We start from the raw sequence: 23,233 nt of genomic DNA, 5'->3' as shown, positions 1-23,233 counted from the left end.
TTGAACCAGTGCAGGCGGCTGTTCTCGCTCTACGCTTGGTCGCAAGACGCCGCAACCTGGAGTATTGCTCCCTCACATTTCCGCACGACCCGACGCCGCGTCCCGCGCCGATGGACAGCCGATGGATGCAGTGGCCCGAAGCGCGTCGCCACGAGCGATTTCACCCGCCGCGCAACAGCATCAGCACCCGTTTCGCCGCGTCCGCAAACGTCACCCCGAGTGCCGCGCCGCCGATGCCGATGACGCCGAGCGCGCCCATTCCCATCAGCTTCCATTTCCGCACGTCCTCGGTCACCGGCTTCATGTCGGCAATGTCTTCGTTGGCGAGCGACAGCGCCCCTTCGAGTGTCCCCACCCGCGCGAAGAGCGCATCCATGCGGTGGTTCATCGAAGCGCGGCTCGTCTCCGATCTGTCCTCCGATCGCCGAAAATCCTCGCGCAGGTTCTTCACTTCGGCGATCAGCGTCCCGAGCTGCTGGTGAACGCTCCCGTCAATCATCTCCGCGCTCTCCATGTCTGCCGCATTCGGCGCTGGTCCATAGGGCCGCCGCACAAAGGCCGACGACCGTGCGGTCTATGCGGCGCTGGTCGGCCGGCGTTGCGCCGCGGGCACCGAGGAGATCAGTGCCGATGACGCGCCTCAGGCCCGTCACATCGGCCGGTCCGGAAATCCCACACCCCGCCAGAATCAAGGCAGGCGTCATAAGCGCGACGCTTCGCGTCAGCGCGATCCGCTGCTTCATTGTTTTGCCTTTCGATTGCATGTCTCACCGCTTGGGCCCCGTCCATGCGGATTTCGAGAACGGCCCAGGAGATGGCAGCGAGGACGAGCCCGCCGCCAAGGATCTTTCCCCAGAACATCATCATTCGAGGCCCAGCGCCTCGCGCACGACGGGCATGGAGGAGATGGCATAGACGGCAAAGCCGATGATCACCGCCAGGATGACGAGTTGCACCCGCCAGTCGAGCGTGACGAGATTCAACTCCTTCAAGCCCGTGACGATGCTGCCCCCGGCCGTCAGCAGCCACGTCCAGAAGCGCCCGGACCTCGCCACCGCCTTGCGCTTCGACGGCGGGCGCATGGGAACCGCCGCGGGTTCGCCCGGCACGACCGGTGCGGCCCCTTCCTCTTCCAGCCTCGCCGGCCGCCGCGCCGCGGCCAGCACATCGCGCAGCACGGCTTCGACCTTCTCCGGCTTCACCAGCGCCCTGTTGAGACCATCGCCGGCGTAGTAGGACTGACCGCGCTTCACCTCGTGCTCATTGCCCCTGGTGTCGGCCAGAACCGGAAGCGACGCCCATTCCTGCGCGAGCCGCCTGCCGAATTCGACCAACGACAGCTCGCCGGCCACGAACTCCCGGTAACCGCGGCGCTTCAGCAGATGGTAGCCGAGGCGGTCCTGCAGATCGGGCGTAAAGATGTCCGTTTCCTCGACGGAGGGCATTTCCCTCGCCAGGCCGATCAGTGTCGCCCGCATGAACTGATAGGCGCCGGCGGCGCTCGACCCATGGCTTTTCGACCACGACCTTTGCGCGTCCACCACATCGCCAAAGATCATGGTCGTCAGCGGCTGCCTCAGCCTCTTCTGCTTGTTGGCATAGATCACGTCATAAGACGCGCGGTCTTTCCGCCCGACCTCGGTCTCCCGAATAAAGTCAAGCAGAATCGCCGCGCCGGGAGGCACGGTTTTGTGCATTTTGATTTTTCCTTTAGGAACGCCCGCTGTACAGGTAAGCGGAAGATGTATCACGAGACGATACAAATAGATTGACTTAGAGATGTATCACGATATGATACATCTCTTCAGGGATAGCCTGTGATCCGCTCATTCAAGGACGCCACGACCAGGACAGTAGCATCCGGGAGAGCGCCGAAGGGATTTCCCCAGGAAATCTTACGATCGGCGGTTCGCAAGCTAACGATGCTTGAAAGCGCTGCTGCGCTTGAAGACCTACGCTCCCCGCCCGGCAATCGGTTGGAAGCGTTGAAAGGTGACAGGCAAGGCCAGCATTCGATCCGAATCAACGATCAATGGCGTATCTGCTTCGTTTGGACCGATGCAGGCGCCGAAGATGTTGAAATCGTGGATTACCATTGAACAGTACGAACTGCGGAGGCTTGAGCCATGAGTTCCATTTTGCCGCCGGTCCACCCGGGCGAGATCCTGCGGGAGGAATATCTTGTGCCTCTTAATATGAGCGCAGGCTCCCTGGCAAAAAAGCTCAGGGTTCCGCGCACGCGGATCGAGCGCCTCGCAGCCGAACAGACCGCTGTCACTACGGACACGGCACTGCGACTCGGGAAATTCTTCCGCACGACTCCCGAATTCTGGTTGAACCTGCAGGCGAGCTATGACCTGAAGATCGCGGCGGCAGCTTTGAAGGATGAACTGGCCGAAATTCCAGAACTCGAGGTTGCAGCTTAGCCGAGGTCCGCCATCGGCCAACGCCTCCGGCTCGTTGCAATCCGTCCGTCATCCTTGGCCGAACGAGACCAGTTCCTCGTTCAGCAGGACGAGGCGATTTCGCCTCTCTTGGGCCTCAATCCGCAGCGCATCGATAATTGTTGGAAATGTCGGGCCATCGACCTTGGGCTTCCCTTTCCGAGGCGAAAGCCCGAGCACCCTGTGGATCTTGGCTCGGATGTGCTTGCGCCGTTCACGGCTGCTAAGTCGGTATGGAGAAAGGCCGTTTTCCGCTCGGTATTTTTCCATCCGATCGAGAAGCAGTGCAACGTCCTTCCCCTCGCGCTTCAACACGATCAGATGCCGCATGCTTTCGTTATAAAAGGCCTGCTTCTCAAAGTTCGGAAAATGGCCGCGGCGTTGGTTATGCCGGCCGATTTCGTACTCTCGCATCATCACGTTCGTGATCATAACGAGGTCGTCCGGCACCGGTGAGAATTTCAGAAACTCCCCTTGCTCGCTTCGCGAGAAGGCGATGAAGTCGTTGCCAGCCTTATCGAGGTTATAGTGCGTGAAGCTCTTGCCGTTGCTGCGGTCTTCGGAATGCTTGATCAAGAGAGGTGTTTCGATGAAGGGAAATTCATCAACCTGATCAAGCACGCGCATGAGGAAGCCGTAGTCGGGCGCAACGCCGGTAAACACAGAGCCGTACTCTGATCGGATCTGGTCAAGAAACGCCGCCGAAACAAAACTGTTCAGGAAACGGGGAGTGTCCATCGGACTGAAGTCCGAACGGCTGAAGGCCTCGATGATTGGCGCCGTTTTCCGGATTGTCACAAGCGGTGCTGCGCCGCTGCCTTTTTGCGGGACTGCGAACGAAGTTCCCGTTTCAATGAGATTCGTTCTCTCGTAAGCGACAAGCTTAGGGCTGCCGTGAGCGATCACGGCGTCTACGGTCGAAAGCGTATACAGCCGGAGGATCATGCGATCGGTGAGGATACCGACGTATTCGCCGGTCGCATGGGCAACTGCCCATTCCCAGTGAGCCGTCATCGGCAATGGGCGCTGCGGTTTGATGTAGCGAAATCTCGGATCCGCGGAAAACGGCTGAAGTGCCCTGAAGAGCGCCTTGGATTCGTCTTCGTCGGAGTTGTCAGAGACAATTACCTCGAAATCGCGGAAGTCCTGCTCAAGAACGCTCTGCAGGGCACTAAGAGCGAGGTCCGCTCTATTGCGTGACGGGATAACAATGGAGAATCGGGGCATTAACAACCTCACCGGGAGAAGAGGCGGGGAAACTATCGGACGTTGGCAGATCTTTCAATCCAGCCGCGACGGGCAATGCGGTCGTCAGCGGCTCAGATGGTCGCTTTTAATGCGCTGAAGAATTCCCGCATCGGTTTCGGGTCGCGGAAGACGGAGGGCAAGACATGTGGGTATAGATCAAAGACCGAGCGCCGCGCTCCACATCAAGTCGATCTGGTCGTCAGTTAGCCCCAGCGCGGCACCTATCGTGGAAACAAGCGGATGCATTCGGTAGAAGGTCGTCGCGTATTCCCATTCGATCAGAGCACTCTCTTTTGCCTGTCCCGTGGGCAAAGCGTTGATGACAGTATCCACCTGGGAGGGAGAAATCCCAGCATGCAGAAGACCAAGACGAAGCTGCCGCGCAGTAAGGGTCGACATGGACGCACGAATTTGTGCCGGCGTAGGAGGTACATACGGCTGCACGGGAAATGACGGGTTGTCCGCGAGCCACTGCCCAGCGAGCTGAGTTAAACCGTAAGAGTCGTCCGGTCGATAACAATGAACTGCGTCGTAGGTCTCACCGAATGCGTCGGTGACATTGCAGTCAAGTACAAAGACGCCGTGTTCGGCAGTCGCATACACAGAATACACAGCGTTAAGCGACGGCTTTCCAAAGGAGATTTCAGTCATCACGCGGTCCTCTGGAACAATTGAATTTGATCGTTACCGGCAACGACGCCCCTCGCCCTCCATGTGCCCGCCAATTGAGCTCCCAAACCAGAATAGTATTGGGTGACGTAACTCATCGCTTGGCCGGTGTAGATGTAAATGCCGACGCTCTGGTTACGGTTGATCCATGTATTCGTGGACGCACTCAATACATGGCCAATCGGCAGACTCGTCGCATCCTGCGTGGTCCCCGTATAAACCTCCGCCGCCGTGAACCCCAGCGCGTGGGTGTGGCTGGTGCTGGTCACGCTATTCGTCGTGTCGTTGGTGATGCTTGACGGGGTGCCCAATGTAAGCGTGCGGCTTACGGAGAGGTCGCCGCCGCCGGTCAGTCCGTTGCCGGCAGTCATGGTCGTCGCGGTTGATGCCGCCCCCATCGAGGCGCGGGCCGTTGCGCCGCTTTCGGCGACCCATGTGGTTCCGTTGCCTACGATGAAGTTGCCGTTCGTGACAGGTAGCGCAGCGATGGCCGCGAGGCCGGTGTCGTAGGCCTGGACGTTTGTCCCGATCGCAAGGCCGAGCGTCGAGCGCGCCGTCGCCGCGTCGGCGTCGTCGAGGAGCGTGCGGGCAAAGGCCGTGAGCGGGGCGACGGCATAGGTGTCCGCCGCCGTCGTATAGATCATGCGGTCAGCGGCCGTCGTCAGCCCGGCGATCGACTGAAGCCCGGCGTCGAACGCCTGGACATTCGTGCCGATGACGAGGCCGAGCGTCGATCGCGCCGTCGCCGCGTCCGCGTCGTCGATCAGGGATCGACCGAACGGCGTCAGCGCCGTCGTCGCATAGGCGTCCGCCGCGGTCGTGTAGATCGTCTTGTCCGCGCCGGTCGCGAGCCCGGCGATCGAACTCAGCGCCGCGCTGGCCGTCTGCGCGCCGAGTGCCGTGCGGGCGGCGCTGGCGCTGGTGGCACCGGTTCCGCCCGCGGTGATCGGCCGCGCGGCATTGGCGTCGGCCGTGAGATCATCGATCAGCGCGTTATAGGGAACGCTCTGGATGGTCGTGTTCGGCACCCCCTTGGTACCGGCTGGTGGGGAATAGACTCCGCCTGTTCTTGGCAAGATAGCCTCCATGAAAAAGGCCCCCCGATGGGAGGCCGCCAAAAAGATTGGAAATGGTGATGATTGTGGCTGCGTGACCTTCGCCGCTCCCCGCAGTTATCGGAGCCAATCTTCGACGCCGCCAAGGTGTCGGATCATGCGGAAAGCCAGCGAACGAGCACCGCGGAGAAGCCGCCAACAAATGCCCAAAGCAAGGCAGCTCTACCTTTGGACAACCTTAGGCCAAAGTACTGCAAGACATAATGAGCCGACTGCAAAAGAACAAAAGTTACAACGCCAACATAGATATGCTTCATTACTCCTCCCGGGAACGTCGGCTCCGTTGCGACAAGTCGTGCCGACGAGCTCTCCATGTTCGCTTCGGCCCATTTCGCGCGAACGCCAATCGAGTCACAACCATAGGCAACATTGAAAAGGCCGCCAATGGTTTTCTTGCCGTATCTCGGTTTACTGAATGCGCGCAGGAAGGCTCCCGTAAGCTGGAAGCAGGGGGCACGCAAATCACGGAAGGTGGCTCTGCCTGTCCGTCAACGCCGGAACCGGTAAGGCGAAGGCAGGTCGTCGCCGACGATAGTCACCGGTAAAGTCGCCCATCGGGTTGAAGTTTTGGTAGTTTCTCGGGCCGCCGCGACCGGTTTTTTCGCCGATCGCCCGACCGAGAGCACCACCGGCGCGGCTTCCAACCTCACCGGCGGCCTCTCCGATGACGGTGGCGCCGGCAGGGCTCACGAAAGGTGCGCTCGCCAGACCCGCAAGAGGCCCGACGACGGCTCCAAAAACGCTACCGATGGTTTCACCCTCTTCCGCAAAATTGCCCATCGCTGCAACGCGATCTCGCTCCTCCAACCGCTCGATTTCTTCAAATCTTGCCATCATCTCCCGGCGCTTCCGCTCTTGCCACTCGGCCTGCTTGCGTCGAAGCGCCTCATCACGCTTGAACCTCAGCGCCTCCTGTTGGCGCTGCCGCTCACGAACTTCCGCCGTCGAGACCTTTCCGGATCGAACTTCATCAAGGAAGCCCGCGTCCATCGCTGCGCTCAATGAATCGATCGACGTCGCCGGTGCCTTGCCGATGGTCATCGACTGCCGCACGGCGTCTGCAATCGTTTGTTGAAGATCGAACAAATGCGGCGTATCGCTTCTTCGCGGCCGCGGTCCCATATCCATTGAAAGTCCTTTCTAGTACTTGTGACCGCTGCACGAGCGGCCGCGTTCGGTTCCCAAACAACGCGAGATGAAATCTAAGGCTATCTACTTCCGCCCCTTCCCCGCCGCAAAAAGCCGGCCATAATCCACCCGGCGCATGCCGTCCGGCCCGCGTACCACGGCGTCGGGGCGGGTCTTCTCCACCTCCTGCGCCATCACGCCGATATGCTTCGGCCCGGAGTCCGCCTCGTCTTTGTAGCGGAACTCATAAAGGCTGTGCCCCTTGAGCCTGCCGATCTTCTCGATGTTCTTCTTGGCGCGGCGATCGGACTTGGGGAGGAAGCTCAGCAGGGAATCGAGCAGGTTGCCGCCTGCCTGCTGCCGGGCGTTGTAGGACGCCATCTGGTTCTGGTAGTTCTGCTGCACCAGCCCGGCATAGTCGACCGGCTGGATCGACTGCCCCTGCGTGGGCACGAAATTCGGGTTCGTCACCTGCGCGCCGGAAAGCAGCGCCGAGATCTCGTTGATCGGCTGGTTGCGCTGCGCATATTGCTCGTTGAGATAGTTGGAGCGCGCGGTGTTCTGCGCGTTGATCCGCGCCTGTTCGGCATTGAAGCTCTGGTCCTTGAGCGCATTGTTCGCCGCCGTCGCAGACTGGCTGTTCTGGTGCATCTGCTGCCTGGCGTTGTTGCCGAAGTCGGCGTTCTGCAGCGCCTGCCCGTAGGCCTGCGCCTGCGCCGAATTCTCGAAGCTTGCCTTCTGGTTGGCGAGGTTGGCAAGCCGCGTCTGTTCCTGGCCGGCGTTCAGCACGGCGGCGATGCGGGCGTCGTTGGACGTCCGGTTCGCCTCGTCGATCGCCCGGTTATAGGCCTCCGACCCCGGCTGCAGGCCCTGGTTCGCAAGCCGCGTTTCCAGCGCGGCGCGGTCACGCTCGAGCTCAGGGTTGAGCCGCGCCATCAGCGCATTCTCGTATTTCGAGGTGTCGAAATCCGTCTCGTAGCTGCGCGTGACGTTGCCCGCATTGCCGATTGAAGTTTGAAGCTCCGGCCCGCCGGAAAACTGCTGGTATTGCGGGAGCTGGAGCTTCGAAGGGTCGCCGGCGGCCGGGGCCTTCGAAATGTCCATCGGCTTGCCGAGCAGGTCGTTCAGCCGGCTCGATTGCGATGTGGCGAGCGTTGCGAGATTGAGGTTCGCCGCATCGTTCTGATCCTTGATCTTCTGCTGCATCTCCGAGAGCTTCTGCGTCGCCGTCGCCACGGGCAGATCGTAGACGTTCCCGCTTAAGGGATCGGTCCATTTCTGCGTCGCATAGCTGTAAGTGAGGCTGCCGTCCGGCGTCACCTGGTTGACATTGCCCATGTATCCGTTGGCGACCGCCGTGCCGATATTGGTCGCTGTCTGTGCCGCCGCCGTCGCCTTCGGATCGGGGGGCGTGGGAGCTTTTGACTTTCCGATAGCACACCTACCTTCGATTGACGGGATGCGCCCGCCAGTCGTTGTCTGTCAGAGTGAAGATGATTTCCGCCTCCTCCCGCCCGCGAAGGCGGGGAATGCGGTGGCTCGTGAACCCGAAGCGCCGGGCGATCCCGACCATGCCGGCGTTCTCCTCGGAGACGCGCAGCACCGCCATCTGGCAGCCGATCTCGTCGAAGGGATAACCGAACATGGCCTTCAGCACCGGGCGCGTCAGCCAGCGTTTGCTGGTGGCGGCGGCCGAAAGCTCGATGATGCCCGCTTCGGGCGAATAGTTGTGGTAGACGACGCCGGCGACGAGCCTGCCCTCCTCCGTCACGCCGAGCGTGGTGAAGTCGGCAAAGCCTCTCTCGCAGCCGTCGATATGGGCGGCGACGAAGCCGGCGATCGCGTCATTCTTCGCAGGGTCGCCCGCCCCGCCCCAGATGATCATCACGCGCTCGCCTCCCCGGCGGACACCTGCAGCGTGGCGAGGTCCACTTCGATGTCGAGTTTCACCGCGCCGCCGGAGGTGATGACGCAGCCGACCGCCAGCATGTCGCCGCTGGCGCGCACGTTCTGGCGAAAATCGTAGCGCAGCGCTTCCGAAACGCCGTCCCACCGCGCCACGTCCCAAAGGCCAACGTCCCATTCCGGCGAGGCCGCGTCGCCTTCCGTCACCCGGTCGAAGGGCGGCGCGGTGCGGTCGAAATCGGCGCGGGCGAAGAGCTGTACCTTCGGCTTCGTCTTGGCGCGGAAATACATGTGCGCCATCGTCGCCGCCGTCCGCTGGCCGAATTGTCCGGCCGGCGTGAACTGCGAGAGATAGGTGGCGGCAAAGGTGAGCCCGTCGTCGGTGCCGCCGGTGTCGCCCTGCCAGCAATAGCCTTCTCGCGAGCCGAAGAAGAGCCCACCCTGCAGCGTCTCGAAGCAGTTGGCCCGCCAGTTGCTGATCGTCGCCCAGCGCCCGCTCAAGACATTCAAGACGAATGTCCTGTCGCTGACCACGCTGTTGTCCGGAAAGGCAACGAAGACCAGGTTCTGCTCGGCCCAGGGTTTCAGCGTCCAGCCGGATCCGGTGGCGTTTGCCGCCTGCCGCCAGTCGTCCTCGATCGGTCGCGAGACCGAAACCTGGCTCAGCGCCTGCCGGTCGCGCTGAAACACCTGCGACATCGGCGTCAGCCCGTCCGAGGTCGCAATCAGCACGTCGCCGCCGACGCGGATCCAGGCGTTCTTTCCGAGCGGCTTGCCGATCTGGTAGACGCCCTTCAGCGCGAAATCGCTGGCACTCGAAGGGTCGGAGCCGGCATAGACCGCGATCTCCCCTTCGGTCGAAACGAAGACGCAGAGATCCGAGAGGCCGTCGCCGCTTTCGAGCGACCAGGAAAAGCCGGTGATGAGCGACCCGCCCTTCTTCATCACCCCGCCGAGCGGGAACACGGCCGCCGCGCCGCCGATCGCGTTCACCGGCAGGTAGTATGCGTCGAGCGTCGCGTTCTTCAGGAAGAATTCGCGGTTCTTGAACAGCCAGCCGTAGTTGAGCTGAGCCATGGTCGTCGCATCCGAAAACGTGATCGTCGGCGTCGCCGTCCAGGTGGTACCATCATAGATGCGGCGCGTGTCGGCGCCGTTCAGGCAGACGAGAAACGAGCCGCCGGCGGTCGTGTGCTGGAAGGCGCACCAGTCACCGCCGGTAAGCCCGCTCACCGCCGCTGCCGTCGTTGCCGGCGGGGCGGCCGGCGCGGTCATGTTGTAGATCGCGCTTGCCGTCGCCATGAACAGCTTCTCGTTGCTGCCGAACTTGTATTTGAAGGCGCTGCGGATGGCGCCGCCGTCGGCCGCAAGCCCGACCTTGCGTGAGCCGCCGCGGATCTTGCAGCCGGCAAGGGTCGGCAGGAAATTGGTAAGCACGGTCGCCGAGCCCGGCGTCTGCGACGCCATGTCGGCGGTGGTCACGAGACCTTGTTTCGGCGCCGGAAAGGTCACCGATTGCGAGGTCTGCGGCCGGCCGATGCTCGCCTGCCCGCGGTTGGTCTGCGGCAGGCGGCCAGGGCGAACTGTCATCATGCGAACTTCCGTCATGATGTCCCCCTGTCCGCATTGATCTCCTGCAGCAGATCCGCCTCGAACTCGGCAAGGTTATCCTCGAAGGAGAGGCCCTTCTGCCGCTTCCAGCGCCAGATCAGCCCCTTCTTCAGCAGCCGCTCGGGAAAGAGCGTAGTGTCGTCGTCGGCCCGGAACGTATCGCGCTCTTCGTAGGGATCGCCGAGCACCCAGTTCTTCGACACGTAGTCGATCGTCGCGCCGGCGGCGGAAGCGGCTGGCGAGAAAAGCATCTCCCTGCCCCGGAGGTGACAATAGGGTTCCGCCGAGGCGACGCCAGCGATGACGGCCCATTGCGCGACGTTGCTCACCGGCCGGAAGAAGCGGCCATCCGCCGCCCGCACCGGTCCTCCGGGCGCCAGCCGCTGGTAGTCGCCGGGCAGCATCTCCGGCGAGCCGGAAACGGCATGCGTCTTCAGCATCCGCCTCCAGTCGGCGCGCCGTGCGATCTCCGCGCCCGCCTCCTCGGCCAGCGCCACCATCGTCTGTGCATTCGGATCGTTCGTCCCGTAGACGCTGTCGAAGCGGTCGAGCGAGACGATGTCCGAGACTTCGTTGATCACGGTCAGCAGCGTCATGGCGTCAGCCCTCCGATGACGATTTCGGAATTGCCCCAGCGCAGGCGCTCGTCGGCAAGCCCCAGCGCCGCCATCGCCTGGCGCTTCAGTGCCTCGGCAGCACCCGCCTTGGCGGCATCGCGCTCCCAGATGGCGATCTCCTCGACCAGTGCGTAGAGATAGACGTCCGGCGCTTTTTCGATCAGCCAGTTGCGTGGCGCGGCGGCCGTCAGCGGCGGGATCTTCGCGTAATAGGTCAGGCGGATGTCCTCGCCATCCTTCGGCCGCACGTTGATGGCGCTGCCGACAATCGCGTAACCGATCGGCGGACCGCCGGATGTCCCGTGACCGCTGAGCTCCTGCAACGGCAGCGCCCGCAGCGCCCGGCCGTCGCCGGCAAGCACCTGCCGCGCCTCCAGGAAATCCGCCGGCAGGCTGCCCTCGCCTTCGGTCAGTGGCACCGCCACTGTCTTCTCCATGTCGGCAACGCGCAGGACGCGGTTGAGCTTGAGCTCGGACATCACGAGGAAGCGCGGGAAAAGGTGGGCAATCTCGTCGCGGCCGGAATAGTCGCCGGCGTCGACGAGGAGCGACGCATAGTCGGATATGGTCATAGATGTCCCTCGAAGCTGCGCCAGGCGTGGTTGTCGCCGTCATTGAGCCACCGCTTCACATAGCGGTCGTCGCCTTCGGAATGCGCGCGCACCAGGTTTTCGGAATGCGCCAGGTTGAGCGGGATCGAGGCGACCTTCGTCCACTCGCCGAAGGCATTGCCGGCAGTGGCGTTGCGCGTGAATTCGTTCTGGCGGACGAGGTTCTCGACCGGATAGTCGGTCCGCCAATGGGTCCTGTTGCCGTCCTCCATCACCCAGACGGAGCGGCCGGTCTGAAAATCATAGTCGAACAGCTTCCATTCGCCGTCGCGGATCACCATGGTCACTCTCCCGGCAGCGGATCGGCCCGCTCGGCCTTGCCGTTGGTGATCAGCGCCTTGGCCTCGCCGAGGCTCAAGGATACGACGGTTCCGGCGGAGGTCCGCTCGCCGTCGTTGAGCCAGACGTCATAGGTCAGCCGGACAGGCACCGGCTTCTTTGTTTCGGACATTGCTTTCTCCAATGAAAAAGGCGGCTCCGAAGAACCGCCTTGCTAACGATGTTTCGATATGCGCGCTCAATATCGCCAGGGCTTGCCATCAAAGTCCGGGCGGGCCGCCGGGACCGGCGTTCGCCACGGCGGATGGTCATAAGGGATATCGTTCTGGTAGTCCGGGAGCTTCATTGCGTTTCTCGCTGCCGCCTGGCGTTTACGCAGCTGCAGCTTCTTGTCGGCGGGACGCAAATACCCTCGAGCCAGCAGTTCAGTTGCCCCATCAACGTTCCCGGCCGTATAGAAGTCGGCGAGTGCCCTGCGCTCTTTGCCATTGTCGAATTCGTCACCTTTCTTGAATTCGTGCTCCATGAAGCCATAGTTGGCTTCGTAGGAGTGCGGATCCAATCCTCGCTCTCTCGCCCACTCGAAGAAGTCTTTCTTCCGCTTGCCGTCCCACTGCGCATAGCCAAACGCGTCCTTATCTACACGCCCGTTCTGCCATAGGTTGCCGAAGGTTCGCCCGAAGCCACCGCTCTCGTGGTCGGAGTTTCCGACGATGGCGGCAGCTTGCTCCTCGCTCATCTTCAGCTTTTGCTGAAAATCGCGCTTCAGCCGAGCGGCTATATTGTCCGATAATATGTCGGTGGGCTTCAACTTCTGAAAATGATCGGCCGGCAATTGCGCCCGCTTGCCAAATGCCGTCGTTTCCGTCAACGCTCCTCGATAATCCATCGGCGCTTTCGCCATTGGCTCGACGAGCCGCCTATGGTCCGGCGCAAAGGGACGGGAGCCACCGCTATCCCGGTTGCCAAGTTCTTTCATCCACCTCAGGTCAACGGTCGGACGATCATCAAAATCCTCCATTGCGTCGCGCATCGAATAGCTCTGCACTGGGAAGCCCATCCAATTCAGGCTTCTTTCGGCATTCATTAACTTTCGCTTGGTCATTCATTCACCTTAGCAATTGGATTGAAACGACGAATCCAGAGCAGGCGCCGACGGCCGGTCCAGACGTCTCAGGACCTGAGAAGTCGCCCGCCACCACTGCACAACTGTCGAAAGAATCCGTCGGCTGATCGGAGAAAAATCTGGAGTTCCAGGAAATACTCTCGGCCGCAATTGCGGCTACGCACCAGTAAGTTTTCTGAACTACCGCGCCGCCGTCAGGAACAAATCGGAGGGCTCAGGCAGGGCGGCCGCGGGAAAATCACCCGAGCTGAATGAACAGAACAAGAGTCCTCCCTCTTCGATACCTGCATCACCGATAGCGAAGCTCTGTGAAGGCGTGTAGCCTGTTGCTTCCGTGGGCAGGTTCAACATCCATCCCTGTCCCTCCACGTGTACGCTTCCGGTGCGCTTTGCGATGGTATGCTCGAGCTTGAGCACCCATTCTGCTGTTTCAAATCCCCACGAAATCTTCTCCCTGCCGCCCGATCGATCTACCCTTTGGACATAGCCGGTGAGATCGAGTCCCCACGCGTGCACGATCGATTGAAACTTTACCCGCGTTTCAATCGGGTCGCTGCTCTTGCCCCATCTAGATATGCGGCTAATTTGCACCGCTCCGAAGGCTTCTTGTTCGGCTTTCAACAAATCGAAGAATTCCGGCGTACAGGAAAGCAACCCCTTCATCAGCCGGTCGGCGTCGCCGAGCGGCAGCGGGCCCAGTTCGGGCGCTCCAAACAATTCCGTAATATCGGGGAGCCGCAAGACCTCCGTGTCGTTGGCACCAACACTGTCACATATCAAAATCGACTGCCCCTCCGGGGTATCCATTTCCGAAACTGCGAACTCCGGTGATACACGACCGTCCTCCCTCGCCTCGTTGCTCCTCCAGTCGTAATATCGTGATTCCTCAAATGTGATCCCCGTTCGTGCCTCGAGCGCTTGGACAACTTTGTCCCGCGGCCAAGCAACGTGAAGCCACACATTATACCAGGAGAGCGCCTCGCCTTTTCGAACAGAGTAGTCTTGAGAATAACCGATAATCGGGAAACCACCTATCGCGATCGGCTTTGCGAAGATCGCCATTTGCTTGTAGTAGTTTTCCCGCGGCGGACCGTGCGGCGAGTTGCTCTCGCCTTCATCGAAATCGATCCTTACCGGTCCCAGCGCCGCCCTTTCCTCCTTCAGCACCGAGAAAAACTCCGGCTTGCAGGAAAGCAGCGCATCGAGCAGCCGGTCCGGCGCGGCAAAGGCCGGTGCGGCGAAAGTGAGTGCGGCGAAAGTGAGTGCGACGAGAGCGACCCGGGCCGCGATGAAACTCCTGAACAACATTGCTCCTCTCAACGCAAATGAATTCAACTGCTTGTTTCCGCGCTCGCTATCGCCCGTGCCCTGGCCGACAGGAAACGCGTGAGACACCATTTCCGTTTGCGCGGCGACCATCGCCAGTGTGCCGACGCCGTCTTTCAGATCGGATGCCCCCCAGGAACGAACATCCGCCCGGCCCCCTCCGTGCCACGAGCCGCTTGACAGTCCAACGCGCAACCCTTTTGTTGTAGAACAAACAGAGAACGCACGCAAGAGTCGCGCGGAGAATATTCATAGCCGGGCAAGGAGCGATGTGCCGGCGGGGCATTCATGCCGCCGGTCATGCCGGCGGTGGCGCCGCACTGCACATTTGTTATCTTGGGCAATTCCAACGTCTCAATCGGGGGAGCCACTTCGCCCCGATGCCATCGTCAGGTCTGACGCCAACGATTACCGCAATTATCGCGCGAAATCGAAAATCGTCTTCTCGACAGCAGCAGTGAACGCGTCGAACCTTCGGACAAAATTCGTTGCCAATCCTTGCGACAGTAACAGATCGAAACCATCGGGCAATTCTTCCATCGCACCCGTCCCCCGGGCGCGGTGGCAATAAAGGCTCGTTCCGGGAAGAAGGGCCTCGCTCGGTGGGCTGATAACGATTCCATTGGCGGGGCGCGTTGGCCGTCGATACCTCCGGCCGCCAGGAGTTGCCATGCTGGCTGAATCTGCCCTTCTCCGGGTGCCGTGCTTCGATTGCCCTCGCGACGTCGGCCGGCTTCTCGGTCGCATGAAAACCCCAACTTACGTTGCTTGGATCCATCTCCTGCAGGTAACCGATCAGGTGGAGTCCGTAAGCCTCCACCGGCTCGCGGAACCTCACGAAAGTTGCTCGTGGCTCTTCGGAATCGAGCATGTTGTAGGCGAGCGGCTGAATTTCCGTCCGCCCAAAAGCCGCCCTCTCTTCTGCGAGGACCTTGAAGAAGCCGGCGTCGCAGGCAAGCAAGGCGTCAAGCACCTTATCCGGGTCCTCGGGCGGCATGGCGCACTCTGGTGCCACATCTCCGCTTCTTTCACAAATGCCGCCTCGACTCATGTCCTCGTCCGAGTATGGATCGATTGTAGCGAAGACCATGACGCCCAGAACGAGGAATAGCCCGAAGACGCCAGCAAATAGATAGAGGATGCGCAAAAACCAGTTTCTCATGCGTTCTCCTGGCGTCTTGCGCCCCCTCTACAAAATCGTTGCGGGATAGAACATTTCATGACACACGCAGGATAAGAAAGTGAATATATTCACAACCCGGCACGCCGCGTGGACACTAAAGCGCGTCGCGTTCGCGTAAGAGAGGGGCTACATTAGCGTCGACATGTCTACGCCGGTAACAGCGCGGGACGGGCCTTCCTCGGAAATTGGACAACTCACATGCCATAAACCTGGAAAAGCTTCGAAACCCGGGGTAGTTTCCCCATCTTCGCCGAAGCCTCCTCTCCCGCGTTGCATTCGAGATACGTTCCCGGAAAGAGCTCATCCGGGCGGGCATGGATCATAAAGCTGACCGGCGCTCCAAACGCACTCTCCTGCAGCCACCCGCCATAGTATTCTCTGAATTTTTCGATTTGCGGGCGCCGCAACTCTATCGCCTTTGCGACGTCCTTTGGCAGCGCTATTACTTGAAACCCCCAAGCGTACTGCGTCGGCGCCCATCCGTGGTCCGAGTCGACGGCGACTTGCGTGTAGGCGGTCAGGCGAAGACCATAGGCTTCGATCGGTTTAGCGAAAGCGACGTGTGTTCGGCGATAACCGTACCTGTTGATGTGGACAATCTCGGGGACGCGGCCGAATGCCGCCCTTTCCTCCTTCAAAACTTCGAAGAAGTCGTTGTCACAGGCAAGCAAGGCATCAAGCACCTTCTCGGCGCTTTCTGGCAACATCGCACATTCGGGCGCCGTCCCCGCGCTTCTCTTGCAAATGGCCGCGCGGCTTTGGTCCTCATATCCATAAGGATAGGAGGACCAAAGCATCGCGCCACCTAAAGCCACACCGCCCAGGATCGACAGCACGACAAAAAAATAGAGGGTGCCCAGCAACCAGTTCTTCATTCCCCCTCTGCAGCCCCCGACATCAAAAATTACGCGAAATCCGCCAAGCAATAGAACATTACGGGAACAACCGCAAGGAGAGAAGGAAAATATTCACACGTCAGCCGGCTGCTGGCACCAAGGCCGAACGTCACTCAAAAATCCTGAGTGCATCCCTTAGCGAAAGACCGCCGAAAGGACGTCGGGTTTCTGACGCTGGATCCGGTTCCCATCGATTTTCTTCGCTCGGACTCCTCATCTCTGGCTGCTCTCTTGACTGCTTTCTTAGTATAAACTGGATCGCCGGGTCCGATGCTGGGTCGTAGTTGGGGTAGGACACGATCAGATCCGCGGACTACCCCGTTTTTCTGTAAAAGTCTGCGAAGCTATCCATTTGATCCGTGAGATCAATACATCCGGCCGAACCCGCCTCGGCGCCGCCATGAATGGAGAAGCCGTCTTTGCCCCGGTAGTGGAAGACCGGGTTCTCGCCGGATTTGTGCTTTAGCCATGCTCTTGAGTTCCCCCACGCGGCTTCAAGACCGGGCCAAGTACCGTGGTGCATGCGCCCCCACAACCGATCCCAAGTACCCTTTTCCGGCGGATACTGCAGTTGTCCAACTGAATATACACTCTCGGGTATCGGGCCCTCATTCCCTAAGTGCTGCAAATTCGGCTTTTGAAGACCCTCTTTGCCGCTCACCCCAGCCCAGGAGCCAGCATGTCTGCCGTTCTCGGTCGCCGTTAAGCGCTCTCCATCGAAGTGGAGCTTTATGCGCTTCCTGATGTTGCTCTTGTCCATCTGCATCTCCTGCAATGATCACCCCTGTGTTGGACAGGGGTGATGGAACCGGGGAGTAGTCCGCTACGCTCAGCTTGCGTCGCTCAATCCGAAGAGATCGGCAGCAACCCCGAGGCCCTTTTCGTTGTGCACCTTCAGCGCGCCCTCGCCGATGATGACGCCCTTGTCGGCGTCGCCGGTCTTGGCGACGTCGCGGTCCTCCTGGATCTGGCGCAGCCACAGGAAGGAGAGCATGTCGGTGTCGATGAAGAAGGCGTTGCGCGCGAGCCCGGCGCTCACCGCCTGCACCCGGTTCGGATGGATCATCACCGTGCCGAACGGGCCTTCATAATAGTCCGCCGTCGCGACGATGGTGTTGCGCTCGCCGCCCTGCGAAACCGCATAGCGGAACGGCGCGACATTGCTGTCGGACATGAAGGTGACGAACACGGATTTGACATAGGGCGAGACCGAGACATGGCGGAAGTTCGCGCCGTTCTGGTAGCCCTGCTGCATCACCGTATCGAGGATCGCCTTGGTGAACGGGCGCTGCGTGCCGTCGGTCGGCGCCACCGTCAGGCCGGTGGCTGCATTGAACCCGCCATTGGCGCCGCCGGCGCCGCGTGAGACGTTGGAGGTGAGCCAGGTGCTGAGTGAGCCGAACTCGCGGGTGGCGCCGCTGACGGAGGCATTGGTGTCGGCGATCGCAAATTCCACGTCCTTGCGGATCTCGACGCCCTTCTTCAGCTTCTGGTACTTGCGCTTCTGCACGTTGCCGGCCTCCGCCGTCACCTCTTGCGTGGCGGAGATGATCCAGTCCTTGCGCATGATCTGGGTGTAGTTGCCGAGCCGCGTCGGCGGCGTGATCGCGCCGAAGGCGTATTCCTCGCCTTCCTCGCGGATATTGGCGCCTGGCGCGGCCAGTTCGTCCGTCTCCCATTCCGGATGATAGGTGGTGCACTTGCCTTTTTCGATCAGCGAGTAGATCGGCGTATCTTCCGGCGTGATGCGCGATACGACGTCGGAAAGCTCCTCGCGGTTGCCGACGGCCTGGGTGGTCTGGAACGTATTGGTGAGAACTGCCATTTTCTGGTCCTTCTGTGAAAATGAGATCGGCCGCCCGCGCGTGGAGTTCACGCGGGAAAAGCCTTGATGTCGTTGAAATGATCGGTGTCAGCCCGGCTTGCCCCTCGCCCGACCCTCTCTCCCTGCACGCGGGGAGAATTGGGCGAGGCACCGCCACGCGTCTCCTTCGCCCCGCAGGCGGGGAGAAGGTGGCCGGCAGGCCGGATGAGGGGCGTGCAAAACTCCCTGCGAGCGGGCTACTCGAAATCGACCGCCATCGCGTCGCGGATCGAGCCGGTCCTTGCCAGCCGCTGCATCGCCTCGCGACTTTGGCGCTGGTGGCGCTGCGCCTGGTTTCTCGCCTTCATGCGCGGCGCTGCGGCGGGGGCCGCGGCCACTTTCTGCAAGGCCTTCGCCCGCGAGCGTTCGGCGATGAGGCCGAGCCGGGCGTAGTGCGCCAGCTTGAAAAGCCGATGGTCGACAGCCTCGCGCACCTCCTCGTCGGAGAAGCCGAGCTCGCGCGCCGTCTCGAAGGCATCGGCGAAGAAGGCGTGCCGCCCCTCGTCGTGTCCCGTCTCGGGGAAGGCTTCGAGAAGCCTGGCATTCTCCGCCTCGAGCCTCTCCTCGTTCGCCGCGGCCTGAAGTTCCGCCGTGACGCTTGCCGGCTCATCGCCAAGCGCCATCACCTGGGAGAGCTGTTCCAGCCCCGCCCGGTGCAGCGCCCATTGGCGCTGATAGGCCTGCGGATCGTAGAGCCTCAGTTCCTCCGGCGGCTCGTCCGGGATCTGGCCGGCGATGAGTTCGGCAACGGCGTTGGCGGTGGCCGCGACACGGCTGCTCATCGTTTCCAGTGCCCGGCGCCCATTGGCAAGGTCCTGGGTCTTGTGGCGGTAGTCGCGGTCGCGCATGTAGCCGAGCTTCAGTTCCTCAAGCGGAACCTGCTCGCCGCCCTTGAGCGTCACGACCAGATCCTCGGCTTCGTTGGCCGGCTCCTCGTCATCGAGGCCCGGCTCGTCGCCTTGGGTGTCAGGATCGTCATCCTCATCGGCGTATTCCGTGGTCGTTGCGCCCCACGCCTCTTCACCCTCGTCGTCCGGATTGGCCTCGTGCAACTCCCGGAAATCGAGGTCGTCGAAACTTGCAGGCTCGAGCGATCCGTCAACGGTTTTGCTCCCGCCGAAAGGCAGGTTGGCACTATCGTTCATCATGGAATGACCTTTCAAAGCATTTTCAGGCGAAGTGGGATTCGCCCAAAATGCGCTAAAGAGAGGGACCTCGGCGAAACGGCAGACGCCCCTTCGCGAAATCCTTGAGATAATTCAAACGGCTACATCGGTTTCCTGAATCAAACCGACAATAAAACCGGCCAACGGCGAAGCGCCATCGGGCGCGCCGCCCATGATACGCGTTACGCCGGCGCGCTCGTTCCCTCGGCCCCGGCTTGCTCCGTCAGGAACCTGAGCTTGCCGCGGAAATTCCGGATCGCCCGCGCCTCCGCCGCAAAGGCCGCGCGCGTCTCGTGGTCTGTAGTCTTCGCATTGATGCAGCCGTTGATCGCCGCCGCTTCCAATTCGTCCATCAGCCGATCGAACAGCGGATTGTCTATGAGCGCCCGCGCCGCGGCAGCCCTTTCCTCTGGTTTCATGTCACGTTGCCTCCCGTGAAGGATCCGCGCCGTGCGCGCTCCCGTGCCAAAAAATCGCTACACGGCAGGATTGATTCCTGTTTTGTTCTGGACTACCCATTTGCATGCGCAGCATCGTCCTTGTGGAGAGGTTCCTCAAAACCCGACGACCGCTGGAGCATCAAGTTTGTATCCGGCAATTTCGCCAATGGGTCCCTGAAACATGAAGAAAATCGGCTTCGCGTTCGATGCTGTCGTCGGCCTCATCCTCGATATCCTCGACCTTCTCATCGTCGAGTTTTTCCTGCATCGGACGGCGCGCATCGTCGTGCCGCTGGTCAGTTTCGGTAGAGTGAAAGTCGAAGAAATCTATACTGACGACATCGCCTTCAACTGGCTGGGTTTCAAGCGCCTTCCGTCCGGCCGCTTCCTTCTCAGTTCCACCATGAGCAAGTTTGCCGGTGCGCTCTTCTGGCTGCTTTGCCTTGTCGCCTATCTGAGCTTCACCCGCGGGGTCTAGCTCGAGGAAAAGCGTGCGGTTCTCCGTGACCCGCATTGGCATCATTCGCGCCAGTCGTCTTGCGCCCGCCTGAGGGAAACTCTGCCGGGAAACAGCTTATCCCAAATGCCGCTCTTCTCCGGTGAAGAGACGCCGTCGGGTGGTACAGTCGCGGCAGGTAGTCGAGACGTACGCTCCGACGGTGCCATTGCCGGGCCGCCGGGGGAACCCACCGGATCTTCCTTGTAGGACTCTTCCCAGAACCCCGGATTCTGATGGTACGCATCACGGGCATCGTGCCATTCGATGCCGAAGTCTCGCGCTATGCGATCCGCATAGGCTTCATCCGGGTTGAGGGTGTCGTTGAACATAGACTTACCCAGCTTGCGGCCAACCTTCTTCAGTCGCCGTTTGATCAAGAAAGGATACATAAAACTCTCCTTGTTGCGCGAAGCCCACGCCCCGCCCGCATATGGAGACGGGCGGGATGCTGGTTTCGTCACTGTTTGCTAAGATGAGCGACGCCACACGTCGCCAAACATGACTCATCGATCCTCGTACCGCGGTCTCGGACCGCAAAGGATGAAAGCGGTAGCCGGGGCGAACCTAAGCGGAAGCTTGCGCCCGCGCCGCTTTGCCAAACAGCGAGGCCGACAGGAGCCACAGCGCGACGAAGAACCCGGCCAGGACGATGCTCGCCCCCGTGGAGCCTAATCCGCCGATCAGCGCGATAACGGCGATCGACGCCTGAGTGAGCGCCATCGCGATCAACGCGCGCGCCATTCCACGTGGCTGGAAACGCGCGACGACGGCGCCGATGAGCCCGACGGCGAGCACTCCGCCATACATCAGGTTGGCAGGGTTATCCTCGGTTCCGATGATGCCGACGGCAAGGTTTATCCATATGAGGAGGAATGCTGCCGCGAGCGCTATGCCGACTGCGGCCCGGTACTCCCTATTGCTCGTCATCCTCGCCGCCAGTTCCCAGGCGCCGCAAGCACCGAACAGCATCGTGCCGAAGACAGTGAAATCGGTCACATCCCAGTTCACTTCATCGGTGAACTGCATCGCCAGCCAGGGCAGCAGCAACAGGAGCACTGCGATTGCCCAGGGCGTCGTCCTCCAGAACCGCCCGTGCCGTCCGCCGCCGATTTCCGTCTTTCCTGCCATTGCCATACCTCGGTGACCGAGCAGATGAGTTGAGCCGTTTCCAGGGAACCCCAGGGGTAGCTGAACCGTCGGTCCATTTTCCCGATGAAATGCACCGCTATATTCACGCCCGGTCCGGACGCCGGTCAAGGCGGCAGCCGACGCCGGCACATCGCTTGCCTATTTGTCCGCCCGCTTGGTGCACCGGATCTTTTGCTTCACACAGGCGATCTGCGGCGTCGAGCACTCGGCCGCGCCGTTCACCACCGCACAGAAAGAACACTGGTCGTTGAACTCCAGGCAATCCGGATTGGCGCCCATGAATTCCTTCAGGCTGTCGTCCTGCGTTTGATTTGTTCCTGTGGCCGCCCCGACCTCGGCCGAAAGCGCGGCCACAGCACTGGCAACGGCGAACGCGAACGAAAGGGCGAACTTACGGACGGCATATCTCATTGCATCCCCTTTCGCGGGTCGACGATCTTGCTGCCTGCAGTCACCCCGCCAGGTTGCGGATCGCGCGCATGAAGACACGGGCGCCGATGCCGATCAGCGCGTCGGGAAAATCATAATCCGGATTGTGCAGCCGCGGATGGTTTTCGCCGGCGCCGAGGAAGAACATGGCCGAAGGCGCGACCCGGCCGAAGAGGCCGAAATCCTCCGATGCCTTCATCGGCAGCGCGCCCGCGCCCGGATCATGGCTGACGCCTTCCTCGTCGAGCGCCCGCCTGAGTTCGTCGACCGCCGGCGCCGCATTGCTGCACTGGTGGAAGACGTCCTCGTAGCCGATCGTCGCCTTGAGCTTCGCCGCCTCGGCCTCCTTGCGGACGAGAACCTCCGCAGCCGACACCAGCGCCGCCATCCTCTCGTCCGTCAGCGTGCGCAGCGTCGCCCAGATCTCGGCGTAGCCGGGGCTGATGCCGAAGGCCTCCTCGCCGAGCTTCGCATGCGTCACTGTCACCAGCGTGAAATTCTCGTCGAGCGCCCCGCCAGCACCAAGCGCGGTCAGGCCGCTAAGGAGCTTCGCCAGCGCAAAGGTCGGCGCGATCCCGTCCTCAGGCGAGGAGGCGTGCGCCGTCTTGCCGGAAAGCGTGATCTTCATGCCGCGCGAGGCGCAGTTGACCGGCCCCTCGGCGAGCGCGACATGACCAAGCGGCAGGCCGGGAAAATTGTGCAGCGAGAACACGAAGTCGGGCCTCAGCGCGTGAAACTTCGGATCGGCGAGCACCGCCGCCGCCCCTGCCCCGTTCTCCTCGGCCGGCTGGAACAGGAGGATCGCCCTTCCGCGCGCCGGCCGCAAGCGGCCGAGCCCCCTCGCCAACGCCATCAGGATTGCCATGTGCCCGTCATGCCCGCAGAGGTGCCCCTTGCCGATAACCTCCGAGCGGTGCGGCAGGTCGGAGACCTCCTCGATCGGCAGCCCGTCGAGCTCGGCGCGGATCATCACCGTCGGCCCCTCGCCGGTCCCCCGGTAGATCGCCGCCACGCCGTGTCCGCCAAGCCCGGTGACGATCTCGTCGGCGCCGGCTTCTTCAAGCGCCGCCGCGACCGACCTTGCAGTCTCCGCCTCCGCGCCGGAAAGCTCGGGCCGACGATGCAGTGCGCGCCGAAACGCCGTGATCTCTTCCAACTCGCCGCTGCCCAGAAACATGTTTCAACTCCCCGAATGCACGCACCGCCGATGACGAGGGCCTCCGCCGAAATGCCGCCACGGCTGCATGGACTACGGCCACTCCGCGTTCGCCTCCTCGCTGCGGCAGATTTACGCTCGTTATATTCCTCGTCGTTGCGACGATAACGAGAGTCTGGGTACCGGTCGGATCCTGCCGCCCGACGTTGCCGCTGTGATGGCGTTAAGTTCCGTCCCGGCACCAGGATGACATTGCCCCGCCCGGATCGTAGGCCAGTCTCTGACCGATTTTGGGTTGAGGCACGGCTTCCGTATTGGTGATTAAGGATTTGCCCCCGGACGGTCAACGGAGGCGCACTCGCCTCGTCCGAT

29 protein-coding genes and 1 pseudogene are annotated in these 23,233 nt (G+C 61.5%); 3 read left to right on the top strand and 27 right to left on the bottom strand.

What is annotated here, in order from left to right:
* Positions 1 to 160: 160 nt before the first annotated feature.
* From ILFOPFJJ_RS24395 to ILFOPFJJ_RS24385, 3 genes are all read right to left on the bottom strand, one after another.
* Positions 161 to 499, bottom strand: coding sequence for a DUF1515 family protein (locus ILFOPFJJ_RS24395; protein WP_173513104.1), 339 nt, complete (start codon positions 497 to 499; stop codon positions 161 to 163).
* Complete coding sequence (locus tag ILFOPFJJ_RS24390; protein WP_173513103.1) at positions 492 to 743, bottom strand: hypothetical protein; 252 nt, start codon at positions 741 to 743, stop codon at positions 492 to 494. Before ILFOPFJJ_RS24390 ends, ILFOPFJJ_RS24395 begins: the two co-directional genes overlap by 8 nt.
* A gap of 120 nt (positions 744 to 863) precedes the next feature.
* Positions 864 to 1,697, bottom strand: a complete 834-nt coding sequence (locus tag ILFOPFJJ_RS24385) for a lysozyme family protein (protein ID WP_173513102.1) — start codon at positions 1,695 to 1,697, stop codon at positions 864 to 866.
* Positions 1,698 to 1,817: 120 nt separating this feature from the next.
* Here ILFOPFJJ_RS24385 and ILFOPFJJ_RS24380 point away from each other — a divergent pair, with 120 nt between their 5' ends.
* Both ILFOPFJJ_RS24380 and ILFOPFJJ_RS24375 read left to right on the top strand, forming a co-directional pair.
* Positions 1,818 to 2,099, top strand: coding sequence for a type II toxin-antitoxin system RelE/ParE family toxin (locus tag ILFOPFJJ_RS24380; RefSeq protein ID WP_173513101.1), 282 nt, complete (start codon positions 1,818 to 1,820; stop codon positions 2,097 to 2,099).
* A 27-nt stretch (positions 2,100 to 2,126) separates the two neighbouring features.
* Complete coding sequence (locus ILFOPFJJ_RS24375) at positions 2,127 to 2,426, top strand: HigA family addiction module antitoxin (RefSeq protein WP_173513100.1); 300 nt, start codon at positions 2,127 to 2,129, stop codon at positions 2,424 to 2,426.
* A 48-nt stretch (positions 2,427 to 2,474) separates the two neighbouring features.
* On the opposite strand, the gene ILFOPFJJ_RS24370 is transcribed toward ILFOPFJJ_RS24375, so the two are convergent.
* From ILFOPFJJ_RS24370 to ILFOPFJJ_RS24280, 20 genes and pseudogenes are all read right to left on the bottom strand, one after another.
* Positions 2,475 to 3,350, bottom strand: a complete 876-nt coding sequence (locus ILFOPFJJ_RS24370; protein ID WP_246299747.1) for a hypothetical protein — start codon at positions 3,348 to 3,350, stop codon at positions 2,475 to 2,477.
* A 57-nt stretch (positions 3,351 to 3,407) separates the two neighbouring features.
* Positions 3,408 to 3,671: pseudogene (locus ILFOPFJJ_RS36525) on the bottom strand (glycosyltransferase family 2 protein); the annotation flags it as partial.
* Between the two features lie 177 nt (positions 3,672 to 3,848).
* Positions 3,849 to 4,343, bottom strand: a complete 495-nt coding sequence (locus ILFOPFJJ_RS24365) for a hypothetical protein (RefSeq protein ID WP_173513098.1) — start codon at positions 4,341 to 4,343, stop codon at positions 3,849 to 3,851.
* Positions 4,343 to 5,437: a hypothetical protein gene (locus ILFOPFJJ_RS24360; protein ID WP_246299746.1), complete on the bottom strand. Its 1,095-nt coding sequence runs from the start codon at positions 5,435 to 5,437 to the stop codon at positions 4,343 to 4,345. The genes ILFOPFJJ_RS24365 and ILFOPFJJ_RS24360 overlap by 1 nt, the downstream gene beginning before the upstream one ends.
* Positions 5,438 to 5,571: 134 nt before the next feature.
* A complete protein-coding gene (locus ILFOPFJJ_RS24355) occupies positions 5,572 to 5,733 on the bottom strand; it encodes a hypothetical protein (protein ID WP_173513096.1) in 162 nt (53 codons plus the stop codon).
* Between the two features lie 205 nt (positions 5,734 to 5,938).
* Positions 5,939 to 6,604 carry a hypothetical protein gene (locus ILFOPFJJ_RS24350; RefSeq protein ID WP_173513095.1) on the bottom strand — a complete coding sequence of 222 codons (666 nt, stop codon included), beginning with the start codon at positions 6,602 to 6,604 and terminating at the stop codon, positions 5,939 to 5,941.
* Between the two features lie 84 nt (positions 6,605 to 6,688).
* The gene (locus tag ILFOPFJJ_RS24345) at positions 6,689 to 8,038 is read right to left on the bottom strand and encodes a tail fiber domain-containing protein (protein ID WP_173513351.1); all 1,350 of its coding nucleotides are present in this window, start codon (positions 8,036 to 8,038) and stop codon (positions 6,689 to 6,691) included.
* Between the two features lie 7 nt (positions 8,039 to 8,045).
* Positions 8,046 to 8,492, bottom strand: coding sequence for a GNAT family N-acetyltransferase (locus ILFOPFJJ_RS24340; protein WP_173513094.1), 447 nt, complete (start codon positions 8,490 to 8,492; stop codon positions 8,046 to 8,048).
* The gene (locus ILFOPFJJ_RS24335; protein WP_376741446.1) at positions 8,489 to 10,117 is read right to left on the bottom strand and encodes a hypothetical protein; all 1,629 of its coding nucleotides are present in this window, start codon (positions 10,115 to 10,117) and stop codon (positions 8,489 to 8,491) included. Before ILFOPFJJ_RS24335 ends, ILFOPFJJ_RS24340 begins: the two co-directional genes overlap by 4 nt.
* Entirely contained in the window at positions 10,114 to 10,716 is a 603-nt protein-coding gene (locus ILFOPFJJ_RS24330; protein ID WP_173513093.1) for a hypothetical protein, read from the bottom strand. Before ILFOPFJJ_RS24330 ends, ILFOPFJJ_RS24335 begins: the two co-directional genes overlap by 4 nt.
* Complete coding sequence (locus ILFOPFJJ_RS24325) at positions 10,713 to 11,309, bottom strand: phage adaptor protein (protein WP_173513092.1); 597 nt, start codon at positions 11,307 to 11,309, stop codon at positions 10,713 to 10,715. Before ILFOPFJJ_RS24325 ends, ILFOPFJJ_RS24330 begins: the two co-directional genes overlap by 4 nt.
* Positions 11,306 to 11,629, bottom strand: coding sequence for a hypothetical protein (locus tag ILFOPFJJ_RS24320; protein ID WP_173513091.1), 324 nt, complete (start codon positions 11,627 to 11,629; stop codon positions 11,306 to 11,308). Before ILFOPFJJ_RS24320 ends, ILFOPFJJ_RS24325 begins: the two co-directional genes overlap by 4 nt.
* A gap of 2 nt (positions 11,630 to 11,631) precedes the next feature.
* The gene (locus ILFOPFJJ_RS24315) at positions 11,632 to 11,799 is read right to left on the bottom strand and encodes a hypothetical protein (protein WP_173513090.1); all 168 of its coding nucleotides are present in this window, start codon (positions 11,797 to 11,799) and stop codon (positions 11,632 to 11,634) included.
* 66 nt (positions 11,800 to 11,865) lie between these two features.
* The gene (locus tag ILFOPFJJ_RS24310; protein WP_173513089.1) at positions 11,866 to 12,732 is read right to left on the bottom strand and encodes a phage tail tip lysozyme; all 867 of its coding nucleotides are present in this window, start codon (positions 12,730 to 12,732) and stop codon (positions 11,866 to 11,868) included.
* 201 nt (positions 12,733 to 12,933) lie between these two features.
* Positions 12,934 to 14,172, bottom strand: coding sequence for a hypothetical protein (locus ILFOPFJJ_RS24305; RefSeq protein ID WP_173513088.1), 1,239 nt, complete (start codon positions 14,170 to 14,172; stop codon positions 12,934 to 12,936).
* 1,284 nt (positions 14,173 to 15,456) lie between these two features.
* A complete protein-coding gene (locus ILFOPFJJ_RS24300; RefSeq protein ID WP_173513087.1) occupies positions 15,457 to 16,137 on the bottom strand; it encodes a hypothetical protein in 681 nt (226 codons plus the stop codon).
* 334 nt (positions 16,138 to 16,471) lie between these two features.
* Positions 16,472 to 16,918: a DUF2778 domain-containing protein gene (locus ILFOPFJJ_RS24295; RefSeq protein ID WP_173513086.1), complete on the bottom strand. Its 447-nt coding sequence runs from the start codon at positions 16,916 to 16,918 to the stop codon at positions 16,472 to 16,474.
* A gap of 69 nt (positions 16,919 to 16,987) precedes the next feature.
* Complete coding sequence (locus ILFOPFJJ_RS24290; RefSeq protein WP_173513085.1) at positions 16,988 to 17,983, bottom strand: DUF5309 domain-containing protein; 996 nt, start codon at positions 17,981 to 17,983, stop codon at positions 16,988 to 16,990.
* Positions 17,984 to 18,219: 236 nt separating this feature from the next.
* Positions 18,220 to 19,170: a hypothetical protein gene (locus ILFOPFJJ_RS24285; protein ID WP_173513084.1), complete on the bottom strand. Its 951-nt coding sequence runs from the start codon at positions 19,168 to 19,170 to the stop codon at positions 18,220 to 18,222.
* A 200-nt stretch (positions 19,171 to 19,370) separates the two neighbouring features.
* The gene (locus tag ILFOPFJJ_RS24280) at positions 19,371 to 19,607 is read right to left on the bottom strand and encodes a hypothetical protein (protein WP_173513083.1); all 237 of its coding nucleotides are present in this window, start codon (positions 19,605 to 19,607) and stop codon (positions 19,371 to 19,373) included.
* Positions 19,608 to 19,809: 202 nt separating this feature from the next.
* On the opposite strand from ILFOPFJJ_RS24280, the gene ILFOPFJJ_RS24275 reads away from it, so the two are divergent.
* Entirely contained in the window at positions 19,810 to 20,106 is a 297-nt protein-coding gene (locus ILFOPFJJ_RS24275; RefSeq protein WP_173513082.1) for a hypothetical protein, read from the top strand.
* Positions 20,107 to 20,147: 41 nt separating this feature from the next.
* Here the strand turns inward: ILFOPFJJ_RS24275 and ILFOPFJJ_RS24270 are convergent, their stop codons facing one another.
* The 4 genes from ILFOPFJJ_RS24270 to ILFOPFJJ_RS24255 form a co-directional block, all read right to left on the bottom strand.
* Entirely contained in the window at positions 20,148 to 20,516 is a 369-nt protein-coding gene (locus ILFOPFJJ_RS24270) for a hypothetical protein (protein ID WP_173513081.1), read from the bottom strand.
* A 175-nt stretch (positions 20,517 to 20,691) separates the two neighbouring features.
* Positions 20,692 to 21,261, bottom strand: a complete 570-nt coding sequence (locus tag ILFOPFJJ_RS24265; protein WP_173513080.1) for a hypothetical protein — start codon at positions 21,259 to 21,261, stop codon at positions 20,692 to 20,694.
* A gap of 153 nt (positions 21,262 to 21,414) precedes the next feature.
* Positions 21,415 to 21,687 (bottom strand): hypothetical protein, encoded by a 273-nt coding sequence (locus ILFOPFJJ_RS24260; RefSeq protein WP_173512524.1) that lies wholly within the window; start codon positions 21,685 to 21,687, stop codon positions 21,415 to 21,417.
* 40 nt (positions 21,688 to 21,727) lie between these two features.
* A complete protein-coding gene (locus tag ILFOPFJJ_RS24255) occupies positions 21,728 to 22,882 on the bottom strand; it encodes an amidohydrolase (protein ID WP_173513079.1) in 1,155 nt (384 codons plus the stop codon).
* Positions 22,883 to 23,233 lie beyond the last annotated feature (351 nt).

The sequence above is a fragment of the Sinorhizobium psoraleae genome (genome assembly GCF_013283645.1).
Taxonomy (GTDB): Bacteria; Pseudomonadota; Alphaproteobacteria; order Rhizobiales; family Rhizobiaceae; genus Sinorhizobium; species Sinorhizobium psoraleae.
This window is presented reverse-complemented; position numbering and strand designations above follow the sequence as displayed.